This is a genomic window from Sphingobacterium sp. UBA6645 (assembly GCF_002455685.1).
Lineage (GTDB): Bacteria > Bacteroidota > Bacteroidia > Sphingobacteriales > Sphingobacteriaceae > Sphingobacterium > Sphingobacterium hotanense.
Map to the genome: position 1 here is coordinate 1 of NZ_DKLH01000079.1, position 17,567 is coordinate 17,567.

Here is a 17,567-nt window from a genome sequence, read left to right on the forward strand (position 1 = left end):
GCCCATGCTGGGCACACAAAAAAGGAAGCTTTCTAGGCTTCCTTCTTTTTTCCGTATTTTTCTTTTACTACTTCGATAATTGGAGGCAGCATCGATAATAAGATAATGGCGAAAATAACAATCGTGAAATTGTCTTTGATAATAGGTAAACCACCAAAGAAGTATCCTATGAATAGGAAGGAGGTAACCCATAAGATTGCGCCGATAACATTATATGATGCGAATTTAGCGTAGGACATGGATCCTACTCCCGCCACGAAAGGAGCAAATGTTCTGATGATTGGAACAAAACGAGCATAGATAATGGTCTTTCCACCATACTTCTCGTAGAATTTCTCTGTTTTCTCCAGGTATTCTTTTTTCAAGAACTTATATTTCCCGCTGAATGCCTTCGGTCCGATATACTTCCCAATATGGTAATTGACCAAGTCGCCCAGAATACCGGCAACCATCAATAGAATCCACATCACAAAGACATTTAAATCTGTTTCAGGTTTTGCGATAATCGCTCCTGCTGCAAATAAAAGGGAGTCTCCAGGTAGAAAAGGAGTAACGACAAGACCAGTCTCTGCGAAAATAATGAGAAACAAGATCAGGTATGTCCAGGTCTGATAGTTATTGACGATTTCCACAAGATGGTCATCGATATGGAGAATAAAGTCAATAATCGAATAGATAAAATCCAAAGTCTTTCGCTAATTAAATATTGTTCAACATCACAGGCATCACTAACATCAAGACATCAACACCGTCTTCTTTGATTGCTGGCAACAATAAGCCCGCACGATTGGGTGTGCTCATCTCTAACACGACTTCTTCGCAGTTCAAGTTGTTCAACATCTCTACTAAGAATTTCGCATTGAAACCGATTTCCATGTCTTCTCCTTCGAATTGACAGCTTAAGCGCTCATGTGCTTCGTTAGAGAAGTCTAAATCCTCTGCTGAAATATGTAACTCTGATCCTGAGATCTTTAAACGCACCTGATGTGTTGTCTTATTAGCGAAAATAACAACACGACGTAAGGTGTTTAAGAATAATGAACGATCTACTGTTAGCTTATTCGGGTTCAAGCGAGGTATTACAGCTTCGTAATCAGGATAGCGCTCGTCGATTAAACGACAGATAAGGCTGATGTTTCCAAACTGGAAGAATGCATTGGTATTATTGTATTCGATTGAAACATTGACATCATCCGATGGCAAAGAAGACTTCAACAAAGTAAGTGCTTTCTTAGGAAGGATAAGTGATGTCGGCTTTTCAGCACCGATATCCGTACGGCGATAGCGAACTAATTTGTGCGCATCGGTCGCTACGAATGTGATAGATTGTTCCGCCAATTGAACTAATACACCAGACATTGCTGGGCGAAGTTCATCATTGCTCACTGCAAAGATTGTTTTGTTGATTGCTTCCAATAGAACGGGAGCAGCCAAGTTTACTGTTGAGATGTTATCAACAACCGGTATTTTAGGGAAATCATCGGCATTTTCACCGCTTAATTTATACTTACCATCACCCGCGCTGATCTCAATGGCTAACGTGCTCATATCAACAGAGAATGCTACTGGTTGATCAGGCAATGTCTTCAATGTTTCGATTAAGATCTTCGATGGCATCGCCACGCGACCTTCTTCTTTCGCTTCGATCTGCAAGCTGGTAACCATACTGGTTTGCAAGTCGGTAGCTGAAATTGTCAACAAGTTATCTTTGATTTCAAACAAGAAGTTTTCTAAGATTGGGAGCACTGTGCTAGAGCTAGATGCGCCGCTAATAGATTGTAATTGTTTTAATAAAATGGAGGTGGATACAATAAATCTCATTTCCTGGGAAAAATAGTTTTTATATGCAATAATACAGAAAAGAATCTAAATATTTCAAAAGCAAATGTTACTTCCTCCGTAATAAAATCAAAGCGGTATCTATATTTTTGTAACTTTGCCTATAAAGTATGCAGTTTAAAAGGATAATAGGGCATCAAGCACTTAAACAACAGCTTGTATCTACCGTTAAAGAAAATAGAGTGAGCCATGCACAGCTCTTTTTGGGCCCTGAGGGTTCGGGGAGCCTGGCACTCGCTGTAGCCTATGCTCAGTATATCAACTGCGAGGATAAACAAGATGATGACAGTTGTGGCAAATGTGCTTCCTGCATCAAATATGAAAAGTTAATCCACCCAGATTTACATTTCTCTTATCCCTTTTTCGCTAAGAAAGCAGACGAAACCGCGACGACCTATATGGAAGAGTGGAGAACCGCTTTTTTAGCTAATCCATACTTAAGTTTAACGCATTGGCGAGGACAGTTAGAGGCTGAAAACAAACAGGCGAACATTAATATCGCTGAAGCGCATGATATCATCAAAAAGCTTAGTTTAAAGTCCTTTGAGGCCGAATATAAGGTATTAATCATGTGGCTTCCGGAATACTTGGATACGCAAGGAAATGCATTGCTAAAGCTTATTGAAGAACCCCCTGCCAAGACACTCTTCTTATTAGTTGCGGAAAATCAAGACAAGATATTAAATACCATTATTTCCAGAACGCAATTGGTGAAAGTCAATAAGCTGAGTCATGATGAGTTGACATCTTATCTAATTGAAGAAAAACATATAAACAGCGACCGAGCAAACGAAATTGCTTTTATTGCAGATGGAAATATACAGGAAGCGATCGATCAGCTTGCCGAAGAGGCAAATGCTCATTTTGATCTGCTGATCCGTTGGTTTCGCTTTATCGTTACGGACTCGGGGCTAAATATCATACAGCTTTGTGAAGAAGAGCTGAGCAAATTTGGTCGAGAGAATCAAAAAATCTTCCTGATCTATAGCATAAACGTGCTCCGACAGATCGTTTTGATGCAGAATGGAGCCTCAGATATGTTGTTTTTGAAGGGACAAGAACTAGATTTCGTAAAAAAGTTTGCCGAAATAACTAGCCTAGAACAGCTAACAGAGGCGATTGACCTACTCGAGAAAACACATTATTCTGTTGAAAGAAATGCAAATCCTAAAATATTATTTTTAGATTTATCTTTGCAGTTAGTTTTATTATTTAAATACAAGACGTCTCTTAAGGAGACTCAATATATATAAAAAGGAAAATATGGGATGTGGCAGTTGCTCATCCGGGGGTGGTTGCGGAAGCAATACACTTGGTACTGTTCCGGCCGGTTGTAATAACAACGGGACCTGCATGACCAGCGGATGTAATAAATTAGATATATACGATTGGCTAGTTGATATGGACTTGCCTTCAAATTATAAACCGTTTGATATTGTTGAAGTTAGATTTAAAGGTTCTCGAAAGGAATTCTTTGTAAATACCGATAACATCTACTTAGAAATGGGCGAAATGGTGGCCGTAGAACCTAATACCGGGGGATACGATATAGGCCATGTTTCATTAACAGGCGAATTAGTTCGCTTGCAGCTCAAGAAAAACAATACCAAACCAGAAGATGTAGTCAAGAAAATCTACCGGAAAGCCAATGAAAATGATGTTGCCAAATATCAGTTGGCGAAGGATCTGGAATGGGAAACCATGCACCGCGCTCGTAATTTAGCGTTGGAGCTAGGTCTTTCCATGAAAATATCCGATGTAGATTACCAAGGCGATAAGACGAAAGCTACTTTCTATTATACGGCTGAAGGTCGTGTTGACTTTAGAGAGCTGATTAAGCGCATGGCGGAGGCTTTCCGTATCCGTATCGAAATGAGACAGATCGGGATGCGTCAGGAAGCTAGCCGCTTAGGCGGTATTGGTAGCTGTGGTCGCGAGCTTTGCTGTTCTACTTGGTTAACCGACTTCAAAACAGTTTCTACGTCCGCAGCAAGGTATCAGAACCTTTCGTTGAACACGTTGAAACTTGCCGGACAATGCGGTAAGTTGAAATGCTGTTTGAACTACGAACTGGATAGCTATATGGATGCGCTGAAAGACATACCTTCCAATATCGAACGTATCGAAACTGAGATAGGCGTCGCTTATTTACAGAAGATCGATATCTTCAAAAAGACCATGTGGTTCTCTTATCCGCGTGCTGAAAGCTGGATTCCATTATCGGCAGAGAAGGTTAAGGAATTCGCTGCAATGAACGCAGATGGTAAAAAACCTGCTGAGTTAGGCGTTGTACAAGATGATGAGGACGATAAGGTAATTGCGCCAGACTATGAAAACGTAGTTGGACAGGATAGCTTGACTCGCTTAGATGATCGTAATAGAAAGAAAAGGAAAAAGAAGAAGAAATCTCCTAACAATACGAATGATAAGCCTCAGGATAACGCAACAAGACCTAAGCAGGAGGCAAATCCACAGGTAAAGCCAGCAAATAGAAGACAAAGGCAAAAGCCTAATCCGAACAACAATACGGAGGGTCAGCAATCGAAAGCACAGTCGGCTGATGGTAAAGAGGGAAATCAAAACCCTAGACCGAAAAGACGTCCGAACAATAATAGAAATAAAAACAATAACAGACCTCAGGACGGAGGTTCGAAACCTGAAAATTAATACCGTAAAGGAATGAAAGCATACATCGGTTTGTTTCTTATGCTCGTCGTCTTGCTGAGTTCATGCCAAGAGGGCTACTTCTTTGAAAAGAATATCGATATTCCAAAACAAAGTTGGGACTATAATAACAAACCCGCTTTCGATGTACAGATAACAGCACCTAACACTAAGTTTGATGTCTATGTCAATCTTCGTCATAATGCCTATTATCCCTTTTCCAATATTTTTATTCTATTGCATGAAAAGGGCAAGGGACTCAAAGACACCGCATATCGACATGAGGTTAAACTGGCGGAACTAGACGGCCGCTGGACAGGCAAGTCGGCGGGAAACCTTTACGAGCAATCGATACTGGTGAAAGAGAATTTTTCATTCCCGGATACCGGGAAATATGTATTCTCTATTGAACAAAATATGCGTGAGAACCCACTTCATGGAATTAATGATGTGGGTTTGAAGCTTATTCAAAAGTAAGGTTATGCTGATTCTACGATGGTTATTACTCCCTTTTACCATCCTCTACACCCTTATTATATGGGTTAGAAACCAATGCTATGACCTAGGCATATTCCAATCTAAATCCTTCCCTGTAAACACAATCGTCATTGGTAATTTAGCAGTTGGCGGAGCTGGAAAGTCTCCATTAGTACAGTTTTTAGTAGATAAGCTTCAACATCAATTTAAGCTCGCGACGCTCAGCAGAGGCTATTGTCGGAAAACCAAGGGCTTCCGAAAAGTAGAGCTATCTGATACCGTGGAATCTGTAGGAGACGAGCCGCTGCAGATTAAGAAAAACCATCCACATATTACCGTCGCTGTCGATGAGAATAGGGCAGAGGGTATCGAAATCCTTCAAAAGGATCACGATCTTATTCTTCTAGATGATGCCTTTCAGCATAGAAAGGTAAAACCTACCTGTTCCATTTTATTGTTTGATTATTATTCGCTCTTAAATCCTATCCTTTTGCTGCCTACCGGCAATTTTAGAGATACATTCGACCAAACTAAGCGCGCCGACATTATTTTAATAACCAAATGTCCAAGCAATATTCGGCCGGAAGAGAAGAATCACATAGAACAGAAGATCAGAAAGCACAATGCGAAGGCTACTATCTTTTATTCCAACATAAAATATTTGCCGATAAAGCCTCTATCTTCTGATATAAGTGTAGATAATCTTTCAGACTACTCTTTACTGCTTATTACAGGAATCGCTAATCCAGCACCCTTAAAAGAGCATCTGATCAACCTCGGAATATCTTTTCAGCATATTGCATATCCCGATCATCATGATTTCCAAGCGAAGGACTATAAAAAGATGATATCCTGTTATGAGGAAGTAGCTAGTCAAAAGAAGCTTATACTGACTACCGAAAAGGATGCACAGCGTATAGACATCAGCCAATTAGCTAATATTCCCGTATATTATATCCCCATAGAAACTAATATCATTGAAGAGAATAGCTTTCTAGAGCAGGTCGTGGAAAAGCTATCTAACTAAGACTCTACCGTAAAAAGCCTCCTCCCGTATTTATCCCTTCCATTTCACGTATTTCTATCTCTATACTATTAAAAATATCGCTTAACAGATGTTTAAAGCTATTTTTTTGCCTACTATTTATCGAATTAAACAAGGTAAATTCTTGTTAAGAAATGTTAAAAAGTAACAAACCTGATACAAACAAATAATAAATCAGGCAATTCGGCTGTTATTATTGTACAGAAACGGAGTAAATAAATAAATTTTAAACGAAAAAAAAACACATCATGAAAAAGTTATTTTTAGCAGTATCCGCAGTATTATTTTCATTAACTCTAACATTTGCACAGGAAGTAAATCCTGAGGAAAAAGCAAAACAAACAGTTACCGAGTGGACTTCACAATTGAATTTGACTCAAGAGCAACAAACACAAATCTATGATATCGTGTTAGAAGCTAAAAAAGCAAAACATGCGATCAAATCTGATGCTGCGCAAACAGACGAAGCAAAGAAAGCAGAACAATTAGCTGCGATTACAGCTGACTTAGATAGCAAAGTGGTTGGTTTATTAACTGAAGAACAAAAGCCATTGTACGCTAAAATCGTGGAAGAACGCGCAGCAAAAAAACAAGCACCAGAGGCACAACCACAACCTCAGCAATAATCTGAAATTATTCATGTTTCATATAAAAGAGGGTTTGACTATGTCAAAGCCCTCTTTTTTGCTGAAAGTTGTTGTCTTCAAAGGACATCAAAAACTTTCATCCCTGCTGCTGTTTCAATACAAACATGAAAGCTTCTATAACATATAGCAAAAAAAAGGGCATCTGATGAGGATGCCCTTTTAAAATCTTTTAGCTTTACTATATGTTTAAGAAGCCTTTAACTTCTTTTGAATATCTTGCACGTAAGTTTTGAATTTCTTATCCGTCTCGATCAAGTCCTCTACTGTTTGACATGCGTAGATAACCGTTGAGTGATCTCGTCCTCCAAAGAAACTACCGATAGATTTAAGTGATGACTTCGTATGATTCTTAGCCAAGTACATCGAAATCTGTCTAGCCTGAACGATTTCACGTTTCCGAACTTTCGATTTTACCATCTCTACAGGTACTTCGAAATATTCACAAACTAGTTTTTGAATGTATTCCATTGAAATCTCTTTGTGGGTATTCTTCACAAAGTTCTTCAACATAGATTTTGCAAGGTTCAAATCAATCTCGCGCTTGTTTAATGTTGATTGGGCTAGTAATGATACCATAGCACCCTCTAATTCGCGAACTGAATTATCAATTTGATTTGCAACATACTCTACCACATTTTCTGGTAGCTCGATACCATCAGAGTACATCTTCTTCTTTAAGATCGCCATACGGGTTTCCAAATCTGGAACCTGGATATCCGCTGATAAACCCCACTTAAAGCGGCTCAATAAGCGTTCTTCAAGTCCTGAAAGATCCTTAGGCGCCTTGTCAGAAGTCAAAATAATCTGCTTTCCTGTCTGATGCAAGTGGTTGAAGATATGGAAGAAGATATCCTGCGTCTTCTCCTTACCGGCAAAGTTATGCACGTCGTCCATAATAATAACGTCCATAGCCTGGTAGAAATTCACGAAGTCATTGATCGTATTGTTCTTTAAAGAGTCAACAAATTGCTGACAGAACTTCTCACATGACACGTAAATAACAAGTTTGTCCGGAAGATTACGCTTAATCTCGTTTCCGATAGCTTGCGCAAGGTGTGTCTTCCCTAACCCTACATCGCCATAAACCATCAAGGGGTTGAATGATGTACCTCCTGGTTTGTTAGCAACCGCATAGCCTGCCGAACGAGCCAGACGATTACACTCCCCTTCAATGAAGTTATCGAAAGTGTAGTTCTGGTTCAATTGCGGATCAACTTGCAATTTCTTCAAGCCAGGAATCACGAATGGATTCTTGATGTTCTTATTAAGCGCTACAGGAACTGGAATCGACTGTCTCTTGCCCTCTGCACCATTACCATTTGAAGGAATGTTTGTTGTATAGGGAGTGTTCGCCGAGGACTTCTCTACTACGATATTGTACTCCAAACGACCTTGCTCTCCTAAAAACTTTTTAACCGTTTTTCTGAGGATACCTACGTAATGCTCTTCTAACCACTCGTAGAAAAACAAACTAGGTACTTGAATAGTTAAAACGTTTCCTTCAAGACGTACAGCTTTAACGGGTTCGAACCATGTTTTAAAACTTTGTGTCGGTATGTTATCTTTTATGACCGCAAGACAACTTTCCCAAACACTTGTACACGTTTTTTCCATTCTATATTTGTTAATAACTTGATAACCAATTATTGACAAAAATTCTGTTCATAACTTTTGCCTACTACGAATATGACCATTTTTTTCTACCAAAAAAACTAATTTGGTAAAAAAATGTTAAATCACTTGTTTACAGTATCTTAATTGTAATTTTTAGGATTTAACAGGTTTAGAAATGAACACAAATTTAGTTTTCAACACCTTGAAAATACCGCTATCAAAATTCAATTTTTTAAAGGAAAAATTAAGTTTAAGTTTTTGAGTGTGGAAAACTTTTAATAAAAAAAGAAGCCGTATGGCTTCTCTCCTTTATTCTTTTAAAGTTTCTGTAAAACCTTATAAATGATAGCAATTATCCTACCAAACTTTCTGTCTTTATCCCCTTGGTTAATTTTCTGACCGCCGCTTCGATACCTGTAGCATCATAACCACAAATATGCCACAATTCCGCTTGTTCACCGTGCTCCACGATCGTATCCGGAATACCTAATCGGGTCACGTCAGCATCGTAATGATGCTCCACCATGAATTCCAATACGGCAGAACCAATACCGCCAGGAAGACAACCGTCTTCAACGGTAATAACTTTGTTGAATTTCTTAAATACTTCGTGCAGCATGTCCTCATCCAATGGCTTCGCAAAACGCAAATCGTAGTGCGCCGGATGTATAGCATCTTCAGAAAGATTCTGAATAGCCTTACTGGCTTCATTACCGATATGTCCAAAGGTCAGGATTGCAATATCTTCTCCATCACAGATCTTTCTACCCTTGCCGATAGGAATCTCCTTGAAAGGTAGCTTCCAGTCAGGCATAACTCCATTGCCTCGCGGATAACGGATGACGAAAGGTCCTTTATCAGGTAGTTGAGATGTGAACATCAAATTACGCAACTCTTCCTCATTCATTGGCGATGAAACCACTAGATTTGGAACACAGCGCATAAAAGAAATATCATAAGCTCCATGATGCGTAGGTCCATCAGCTCCCACTAAGCCCGCACGGTCTAAACAGAATACAACGTTTAAATTCTGTAAAGCAACATCATGTATCACCTGATCATAAGCGCGCTGCATAAAGGACGAATAAATATTACAAAAAGGAACTAATCCCTGTGCGGCCAAGCCGGCACTGAATGTAACAGCATGCTGTTCCGCAATACCCACATCGAAAGCTCTGTTAGGCATTGCTTTCATCATAATATTCATCGAAGATCCACTCGGCATTGCCGGAGTGATCCCCATGATTTTATCATTAGCCTCTGCCAATTCAACCAAGGTATGTCCGAAAACATCTTGATATTTCGGTGGCTGTGGTTTATCAGATATACTCTTCTTTATTTCTCCCGTAATTTTATCAAATAGACCCGGAGCATGCCATTTGGTCTGATCTTTCTCCGCCAAGGCATATCCTTTTCCCTTTACCGTAACAACATGTAACAATTTCGGACCATTGATATGCTTTAGATCTTCAATGGTCTTCACCAATTTATTGACATCATGTCCGTCTACTGGTCCGAAATAACGGAAATTTAAAGACTCGAAAAGATTAGAATTCTTTAATAAAGTTCCTTTTATACTTTGTTCTAATTTCTTTGCCCATCCATAGGCATTTGGGCCGTTTTTAGAGATCTTCGATAATACCGATACCAAATCATCACGGAATCGATTATAACTCTTAGAAGTCGTTATACTGGTCAAATACTCCTTCATTGCTCCAACATTCGGATCGATCGACATACAGTTGTCATTCAAGATGACCAACAAATTCGATTTCTCAATACCCGCATGGTTTAAAGCTTCAAAAGCCATCCCGCCCGTCAATGCGCCATCACCAATGATAGCCACATGCTGACGATCTGTTTCGCCTTTGTATTCCGAAGCAACTGCCATACCCAATGCTGCAGAAATCGATGTCGACGAGTGGCCAACGCCAAAAGCATCATATTCACTCTCCGAACGTTTCGGGAATCCAGATAAACCGCCGATAAGACGATTGGTATGAAAATTATCGCGACGACCAGTCAGGATCTTATGACCATAGGCTTGGTGCCCAACATCGAATAAAATCTGATCATAAGGAGTATTCAAGGCATAATGTAAGGCAACTGTCAATTCAACAACGCCTAAACTTGCCGCAAAATGTCCACCATTGACCGATACAATATCGATGATGAATTGCCTAAGTTCTTTACAAACCTGCTCAAGGTCAGCTTCTTTTAAGTCTCTTAGATCTGCTGGATATTGTATTTTCTTTAGTAGCTCTCCTGCTTCTACCTGCATAACTTGAAAAATTTCAAAATAAGATACAAAGTAACAATTTATTCTTTTAACTGTGGAATATATATACAATTTTATCGAGCATATTGTTTTCTCCAATTCCGCAAAAATCAATAACATTCGGGATTAAATCCTTATTTTTGATTCTTCTATGGAGGCAACCAACTACGAAATTAAACTAGCCCAATTTGAGGGGCCATTTGATTTACTTCTCTTCTTTATCGAACGAGATGAATTGAATATTCACGATATCCCCATCTCAAAAATAACCGATGATTTCCTAGCCTATATACAACATATGCAGGCGCTGAACATCGAACTGGCGAGTGAGTTTATCTTTGTTGCCTCTACGCTGATGCGCATCAAAGCCAAAATGTTATTGCCTCGTCCGGAGCTTGATGAAAATGAGAACGAAGTCGACCTGAAAAAGGAACTTGTTCAAAAACTATTGCTCTATAAGCAGTTCAAGGAAGTAACAGAAGAACTCAAAGTGATGGAAGAGTCGCGTTCTATGCATTTTGAACGCGGTAATATCGCACAAGACCTCAAGCTTGCCTCAAAATCTATCCGCAATACAGAAGAAGAACTTTCCTCTTTTACGCTCTACCGCCTAATGATGGTGTACGAAAGGATGATGTACAATTATACCCATCGGATTCAGGAAGTAAAGCACACGGTCGTTAAGTACCCCTATACGATCGAGCAGCAAAAGAAAGCTATTTCAGAGCTTATAGAACTAAATAAAACCTTGGATTTCTCGGCCATTGCCAAGAACTCTGAAAATAAAGTACAGTTTGTTTATAATTTCTTAGCCGTACTGGAGATGTTGCAACAAAAGTTGCTGAATATCGAAGTTGGCTTGGGATACAATAACTTCTTTATCAATAAAAAAGTTTCTTAAGCTTTCTTAAGCTGATCAGCAATTTGCTTTTTGACCTCTTCTTTATCTCTAAGTTTAGATAAACAGGTCAACAAGTAGTCGTATTGTCCCTTTGAATCCATTCCTCTGATCGCTTTCATGGCTTCCATTCCAGCTTGCAGAGCATAAGTGTTTTTATTCTCGAAAGAAGCAATCAAATCGCGCAAACGCTCATCCACTAAATAATCGTCGACAATGCCGTATTCCTTTGCCTTGGAGGTAGTAAACGGTTCGCCATCTAAACAAAGCTGCAAGGCTTTCTTTTCGGGCATCACGCGGACTAAGCTCGCCAATACCTGAAACGGAAAAATACCTAAATTAACTTCCGGAAGCTTAAAATTTAAGTTTTCTTTAGCCAAAACATACGTACAACCCAAGATAAACAAAAAGCCACCAGCTATAACATCACCCTCAACCACAGCAATCGACGGCTTGTTCAAACGGTCAAACACCTCACCTAGTGAGATAGTCTGATTGGTAATTCCAGGATTCTGTTGATCTAAGCTTGGATCTTGATAGGTCTTTAAATCCATACCCGCACAAAAAACCGGACCATTTGCACGAACGACAACCACTTTCACACGATCATCTGCATCCGCTTCCGCCAGGGCATGAGCAATCTCATTGACCATCGTCGGAGTAAATGCATTGCGCTTCGCCTCACGATTCAGTGTAAGGGAGAAAATATAACCATCAACGTTTGTTTGAATGTAATTATAGTTCATTGCGAATCAACTCTTGAAAACCAAACATTAATTGCTGCACCTGCTCGTAAGACCCCTTATTAAAGCGGTCTACCAACAATTCCGTAGGAATATTGCCTACTAATTCGTCTTTCGCAAACGGACAGCCACCATAACCTAATATCGCTCCCTCAAAACGTCGACAACCAGCATCGTAAGCTGCATTCACTTTAAGCAATGCACTTTCGATTTGGCTATGCAAATGAATGCTGAAGGAGTTATCGGGAAAATCAGATCCCAATTTTCTAAACAATTCACCCACGGATTCAGGCGTAGCTTCTGCCGTCGTGTCCGCAATAGAAAAATTGCTTACGCCAGCTTCTTGTAACTTACCAATCCAGTCGCTTACCAAATCCATGCTCCAGTCATCCCCATAAGGATTACCGAAAGCCATAGAGATGTAAACAACCAACTCTTGGCTACCTGCTTTATTTAAAATATCAAGGATGCCCTGCACATTCACATAAGCTTCCTGGATACTTGAATTCGTATTATTCTGTTGAAAGGTCTCCGAAATAGAAAACGGAAAACCCATATAATCAATTTGTTGATGCTCAGCCCCAATTTGAGCGCCTCGTTGATTCGCTATAATAGCCAATAACTTAACCTGCTCATCTTTTTCCAATCCTTCTAATACCTCTTTTGTGTCTGCCATTTGCGGAACCGCTTTTGGAGAAACAAAACTGCCAAAGTCTATACAATCAAACAGTTTACTTTTTATCAACTGATTGATATATTGAATCTTGCGTTTCGTATCGATAGGATATTTTATCCCCTGAATCGCATCCCGAGGACAATCGACTAAGCTTACAAAAGGATTATTATTCGACATCTTTTTTAATTTCTCTAGCAATAACCATACGTTGGATCGAGCTTGTTCCCTCACCAATCGTACATAACTTCGCATCTCTAAAGTATTTCTCCGCCGGGAAATCCTTGGTGAATCCATAACCACCTAAGATCTGTACCCCTTCGTTCGATACTTCAACAGCGGTTTCCGAAGCAAATAACTTCGCCATAGCACCTTCACGAGTTACCTTCTTGCCTTGATCTTTTAATAGACCAGCTTTGCGGATCAATAGCTCCGAAGCTTCAATCTTCGTCGCCATATCTGCTAATGTAAAGCCTACAGCTTGAAAATCAAAAATTTTAGAGTTGAATTGTTCGCGCTCATTCGCATATTTCAAAGCGCATTCGTAAGCACCACGTGCAATACCTAATGATAATGCAGCGATAGAAATACGTCCGCCATCTAATAATTTCAATGCCTGCACAAAACCATCACCGATCTCGCCGATCAATTGGTCCTTGTGGATACGACAGTTATCGAAGAATAAAGATCCAGTTTCCGATGCACGCATCCCTAACTTATCCATCTTCGCACCAGCTGTAAATCCTGGCGTTCCTTTTTCAATAATAAATGCTGAGATACCTTTTTTATCACCTTTCTCACCTGTACGAGCCATCACCACGGCCACATCACCGCTAATCGCATGCGTAATAAAGGTTTTATCACCGTTTAAAACGAAGTAATCTCCGTCAACAACGGCTGTAGTGTTCATACCGCCAGCATCGGATCCCGATCCTGGTTCTGTTAAGCCCCATGCACCGATCCACTCACCGCTAGCCAGCTTCGGTAAGTAACGTTGCTTTTGCTCTTCGTTCGCAAAAGATAAGATATGATTTGTGCATAATGAATTATGTGCAGCTACCGATAGGCCGATAGATCCACACACTTTAGAAATTTCGTCAAGAATAGTGATGTATTCCTGATAGCTTAAGCCGGAACCACCGTACTGCTCAGGTACGACGATACCCATGAAGCCGTGCTCTCCCAATTTTTTAAATACGTCGATAGGGAAGGTTTGGGCTTGATCCCACTCCATCACGTACGGCTTAATGTAATTGACGGCAAAATTTCTAGCGCTTTCTTTGACCAGCATTAACTGCTCGTCCGAACTAACTTGAAACATAATATTATTTTATTTTAGTTTATATTTGGGTTTAAATATTTTTTACAAAGATTATAAAAAACAAATAATATTTTATGATATTTATAAAATAAAGTTTTTTTGACCAGTTTAAATTTACATTATTTTAATAACCAATATGCACACTTTAATTAATGAACTTCAGAAAAAGAGGGAGACTTTGCTATTAGGTGGAGGCTTAGATAAGATCCAAAAACAACGTAAAAAAGGGAAGATGTCGGCGTGGGAGCGCGTTATTTACCTGTTGGATGAAAACAGACCTTATACCGAAATAGGGATCTTTGCTGGAGAAGGACAATACAAGGAACATGGCGGATGCCCAAATGGCGGAGTCGTAGTTGTGATGGGCTATGTAAAGGATAGATTATGTATTGTTGTATCAAATGACGCAACGGTAAAAGCCGGAGCCTGGTTCCCCATTACTTGTAAAAAGAACCTGAGAGCGCAGGAAATTGCAATGGAAAATAACCTTCCTATCATTTATCTTGTTGACTCTGCCGGTGTGTATTTACCGATGCAGGATGAAATCTTTCCGGATAAGGAACATTTCGGCCGTATCTTCCGTAACAATGCGAAGATATCTGCGATGGGAATTCCACAGATCGCAGCGATCATGGGTTCCTGCGTAGCAGGGGGCGCATATTTACCGATCATGTCCGATTATGCACTTATCGTTGAAGGTACTGGTTCGGTCTTCTTAGCGGGTTCATACTTGGTCAAATCGTCCATCGGCGAAAATATTGATAATGAAACTTTAGGCGGAGCAGCTACGCATTCCGAAATATCAGGCGTAACAGACAATAAATATCCGAATGATGAATCCTGCTTAGATGCCATCAAAAATATTGTGGATAAGTTCGGAGCTAGTCCAAAAGCCTTATTCTCCAGAGTGGAATCTATTGCTCCGGAATACTCTGTAGATCAACTATATAATTACTTTCCTGAAGACCGCTTGAAGCCTTACAATATGCTAGAAGTTTTGAAAAGTATTGTGGATAAAGGCAGTCTAGAGGAGTATAAAAAGGACTATGGAAAGACTTTAATTTGCGCCTTAGCACGTATTGATGGTTGGGCGGTCGGTATCGTGGCAAATCAACGCGAAGTAGTAAAAGCCAAGAAACCGGGCAACTCCACCGAGATGCAGATGGGTGGAGTAATCTACTCGGATTCTGCCGACAAAGCAGCACGTTTTATCATGAACTGCAACCAACAAAAGATTCCTTTGGTCTTCTTCCAAGACATCTCCGGTTTTATGGTAGGCTCCAGAGCGGAGCATGGCGGTATCATTAAAGACGGCGCAAAAATGGTCAATGCAATGGCAAACTCCGTCGTACCGAAGTTCACCTTTATGGTCGGCAATAGTTATGGAGCTGGTAACTACGCGATGTGCGGAAAAGCCTACGACCCACGCTTGATCTATGCATGGCCGACAGCAAAAATAGCCGTTATGAGCGGTGCATCTGCCGGCAAAACCTTATTACAAATACAGGAAGCTACCCTAAAATCTAAAAATGTCACGCTTAGCGAAGAGGAAAAAACTAAGCTGCTAAAAGATATCGAAGAAAAATATAATGAACAATTAAGCCCATATTATGCAGCCTCCCGACTATGGGTAGACGGCGTAATCGACCCGGCAGAAACTCGGAAAATAATCTCCATGGGAATCGAAGCAGCAACCAATAATCCAAATATCCCAGACTATAAAGTAGGTGTTATTCAGACGTGATTAAATATTAGATTTTAGATATAAGATATTAGAGTATGGAGCCGATTAGGCTCCATTTTTTTGTGCTGCCTGAGGGGTTGCATTTTGGTATTTGGTTTGGATAAGTGTTGTTTTGAATACCAGGAAAGGAAGGATGGAAGGATGAGCAGGATCGGGTCTAAAATTTAATATCTAATGTCTGTCCTGAACCAGGAAAAAAAGGATGAAAGGATTGGCAGGATCGGGGTCTAATGTCTATTATCTAAAGTCTATAGTTCATCTTTTAGTCAAGCACATTTCATTCCCATTTATCACCCAATTCATAGCCCTTCTGAAGCAGCTTTGATTGGGGGTTGTATTGGGTTTGAAAGGGTTTTACAATGGGATTGAGTAATAGTTGATATTAAGACTTATCGTTGCCTTTCATTGGGAAGGAAGGGGATTAGGATTTTCAGGATGGAATCGTCTTAGACCAGAAAAAAAAGGATGAAAGGATGGGCAAGATCGGGTTTTACGGCGAATAAATGGATGGATTGTATTTTTAAAGAGACATTTAGTGAAACGTTCCGACACGGTTCGTCAGAATCAAGAAAGATTAAAAGATTAGCAAGATTCTGTTCATCCTTGCATCCTTCCTTTCCTGGTTCAGACATAGTAGATACTATTTAGTAGTTAATATGAAGACCTATGCTGCCATCCATACTCTAATAGCTAACGTCTAAATCAACTTCAAGGCTTTCACCTTTTTCAATAAATCGATGGTATTATCACATTCTGTTTTGTTGAGTAGATTCTTGCGGTGGGTTCTAACAGTGTGTATACTGATGAATAATTTTTTTGCTATCTGTTCGGACTTATAAGCCTGATCCAATAACTGCAGAATCTCTATCTCTCGCTTCGTGAGTTGAAACGATGGGGCTGGAGTAAGTACATTCTCTTCTTTTACATGATAGACTGATTCTAGGCCTTTGATATCGATAAAATGAAGATCACATTCCAGACTCGTTTTAATAGTCGTAATATCTATGTGCTGTATCAATGTCTTTAATACACAGACGTCATTCAGTTCATAGGCAACTGTCTGTTGCATTACACGGATATAGCTTCCTGACTTTTTTCTTATACGGTAATCATGGACAATTTTGAAGCGTGTCTGCTTTTCTAATGGAGTATTTAAACAGAATTTTAGTGCTAATTTTTCGTGCGAAATAAAGGTAGGAAGATCATCTGGGTGAATAATAGCTATGAAATCTTCCATGGTAAAACTGTTGGTATCATAACCCAATACGCGGCTAAAGTCCTCCGAAAAAGACAATATCTTGGTATTCTCGCAATCTAAAATGAAGAAATAGCTATCTAGTTTAAGAGCTATATTTTCATTAAATAAACGATCACCTTGCTCGCTCAGCTCCGCCAATAAAGATTCAGCAGATTTAACTAATTCCTTCCAGCTCAATAGTTAATAATTTGGTTCTCAAATATAGTAAAAAGTATTTAGTAGTTAGATATGAGATATAAGATGTAAGACATTAGACACGAACCGGCTCATTAAATCTCTTGTCTGAACCAGGAAAGGAAGGATGAAAGGATTGTCAAGATAAGAAAGAATGTTGATCGTATTGTTTTGAACCAGGGAAAAAAGGAT

General features: G+C 39.7%; 15 protein-coding genes. 7 read left to right on the forward strand and 8 right to left on the reverse strand.

Annotated features, from left to right (window positions below; all coding sequences use genetic code 11):
- Window positions 1-32: 32 nt before the first annotated feature.
- Both B2400_RS14235 and dnaN read right to left on the reverse strand, forming a co-directional pair.
- Window positions 33-686 carry a DedA family protein gene (locus tag B2400_RS14235; RefSeq protein ID WP_149524207.1) on the reverse strand — a complete coding sequence of 218 codons (654 nt, stop codon included), beginning with the start codon at window positions 684-686 and terminating at the stop codon, window positions 33-35.
- 13 nt (window positions 687-699) lie between these two features.
- A complete protein-coding gene (gene dnaN, locus B2400_RS14240) occupies window positions 700-1,821 on the reverse strand; it encodes a DNA polymerase III subunit beta (protein ID WP_149524206.1) in 1,122 nt (373 codons plus the stop codon).
- Window positions 1,822-1,949: 128 nt separating this feature from the next.
- On the opposite strand from dnaN, the gene B2400_RS14245 reads away from it, so the two are divergent.
- From B2400_RS14245 to B2400_RS14265, 5 genes are all read left to right on the forward strand, one after another.
- Entirely contained in the window at window positions 1,950-3,092 is a 1,143-nt protein-coding gene (locus B2400_RS14245; protein WP_286650536.1) for an ATP-binding protein, read from the forward strand.
- Between the two features lie 10 nt (window positions 3,093-3,102).
- Window positions 3,103-4,506, forward strand: coding sequence for a PSP1 domain-containing protein (locus B2400_RS14250; RefSeq protein WP_286650535.1), 1,404 nt, complete (start codon window positions 3,103-3,105; stop codon window positions 4,504-4,506).
- Window positions 4,507-4,518: 12 nt separating this feature from the next.
- On the forward strand, window positions 4,519-4,980 hold the full coding sequence (locus B2400_RS14255) for a gliding motility lipoprotein GldH (protein WP_286650534.1): 462 nt from the start codon (window positions 4,519-4,521) through the stop codon (window positions 4,978-4,980).
- A 4-nt stretch (window positions 4,981-4,984) separates the two neighbouring features.
- Window positions 4,985-6,007, forward strand: coding sequence for a tetraacyldisaccharide 4'-kinase (gene lpxK, locus B2400_RS14260; protein WP_293934419.1), 1,023 nt, complete (start codon window positions 4,985-4,987; stop codon window positions 6,005-6,007).
- Window positions 6,008-6,273: 266 nt separating this feature from the next.
- Window positions 6,274-6,651, forward strand: coding sequence for a hypothetical protein (locus B2400_RS14265; protein WP_149524201.1), 378 nt, complete (start codon window positions 6,274-6,276; stop codon window positions 6,649-6,651).
- Window positions 6,652-6,858: 207 nt separating this feature from the next.
- Here the strand turns inward: B2400_RS14265 and dnaA are convergent, their stop codons facing one another.
- A complete protein-coding gene (gene dnaA, locus B2400_RS14270; RefSeq protein WP_149524200.1) occupies window positions 6,859-8,286 on the reverse strand; it encodes a chromosomal replication initiator protein DnaA in 1,428 nt (475 codons plus the stop codon).
- Between the two features lie 352 nt (window positions 8,287-8,638).
- Window positions 8,639-10,567, reverse strand: a complete 1,929-nt coding sequence (gene dxs / locus B2400_RS14275; RefSeq protein WP_293934423.1) for a 1-deoxy-D-xylulose-5-phosphate synthase — start codon at window positions 10,565-10,567, stop codon at window positions 8,639-8,641.
- A gap of 148 nt (window positions 10,568-10,715) precedes the next feature.
- On the opposite strand from dxs, the gene B2400_RS14280 reads away from it, so the two are divergent.
- Complete coding sequence (locus tag B2400_RS14280; RefSeq protein WP_286650531.1) at window positions 10,716-11,465, forward strand: segregation and condensation protein A; 750 nt, start codon at window positions 10,716-10,718, stop codon at window positions 11,463-11,465.
- Here B2400_RS14280 and B2400_RS14285 read toward each other — a convergent pair.
- Genes B2400_RS14285 through B2400_RS14295 form a run of 3 tightly spaced genes read right to left on the reverse strand, consistent with a single transcriptional unit; the run spans window position 11,462 to window position 14,199 of the window.
- On the reverse strand, window positions 11,462-12,208 hold the full coding sequence (locus B2400_RS14285) for an enoyl-CoA hydratase-related protein (protein ID WP_293934426.1): 747 nt from the start codon (window positions 12,206-12,208) through the stop codon (window positions 11,462-11,464). The genes B2400_RS14280 and B2400_RS14285 overlap by 4 nt on opposite strands.
- Window positions 12,198-13,058, reverse strand: a complete 861-nt coding sequence (locus B2400_RS14290; RefSeq protein ID WP_293934429.1) for a hydroxymethylglutaryl-CoA lyase — start codon at window positions 13,056-13,058, stop codon at window positions 12,198-12,200. The genes B2400_RS14285 and B2400_RS14290 overlap by 11 nt, the downstream gene beginning before the upstream one ends.
- Complete coding sequence (locus B2400_RS14295; protein ID WP_149527601.1) at window positions 13,048-14,199, reverse strand: acyl-CoA dehydrogenase family protein; 1,152 nt, start codon at window positions 14,197-14,199, stop codon at window positions 13,048-13,050. The genes B2400_RS14290 and B2400_RS14295 overlap by 11 nt, the downstream gene beginning before the upstream one ends.
- A gap of 136 nt (window positions 14,200-14,335) precedes the next feature.
- Between B2400_RS14295 and B2400_RS14300 the strand changes: the two genes are divergently transcribed.
- The gene (locus tag B2400_RS14300) at window positions 14,336-15,943 is read left to right on the forward strand and encodes an acyl-CoA carboxylase subunit beta (RefSeq protein ID WP_293934432.1); all 1,608 of its coding nucleotides are present in this window, start codon (window positions 14,336-14,338) and stop codon (window positions 15,941-15,943) included.
- Between the two features lie 697 nt (window positions 15,944-16,640).
- Here the strand turns inward: B2400_RS14300 and B2400_RS14305 are convergent.
- On the reverse strand, window positions 16,641-17,378 hold the full coding sequence (locus tag B2400_RS14305) for a LuxR C-terminal-related transcriptional regulator (RefSeq protein ID WP_149527599.1): 738 nt from the start codon (window positions 17,376-17,378) through the stop codon (window positions 16,641-16,643).
- Between the last annotated feature and the right edge of the window lie 189 nt (window positions 17,379-17,567).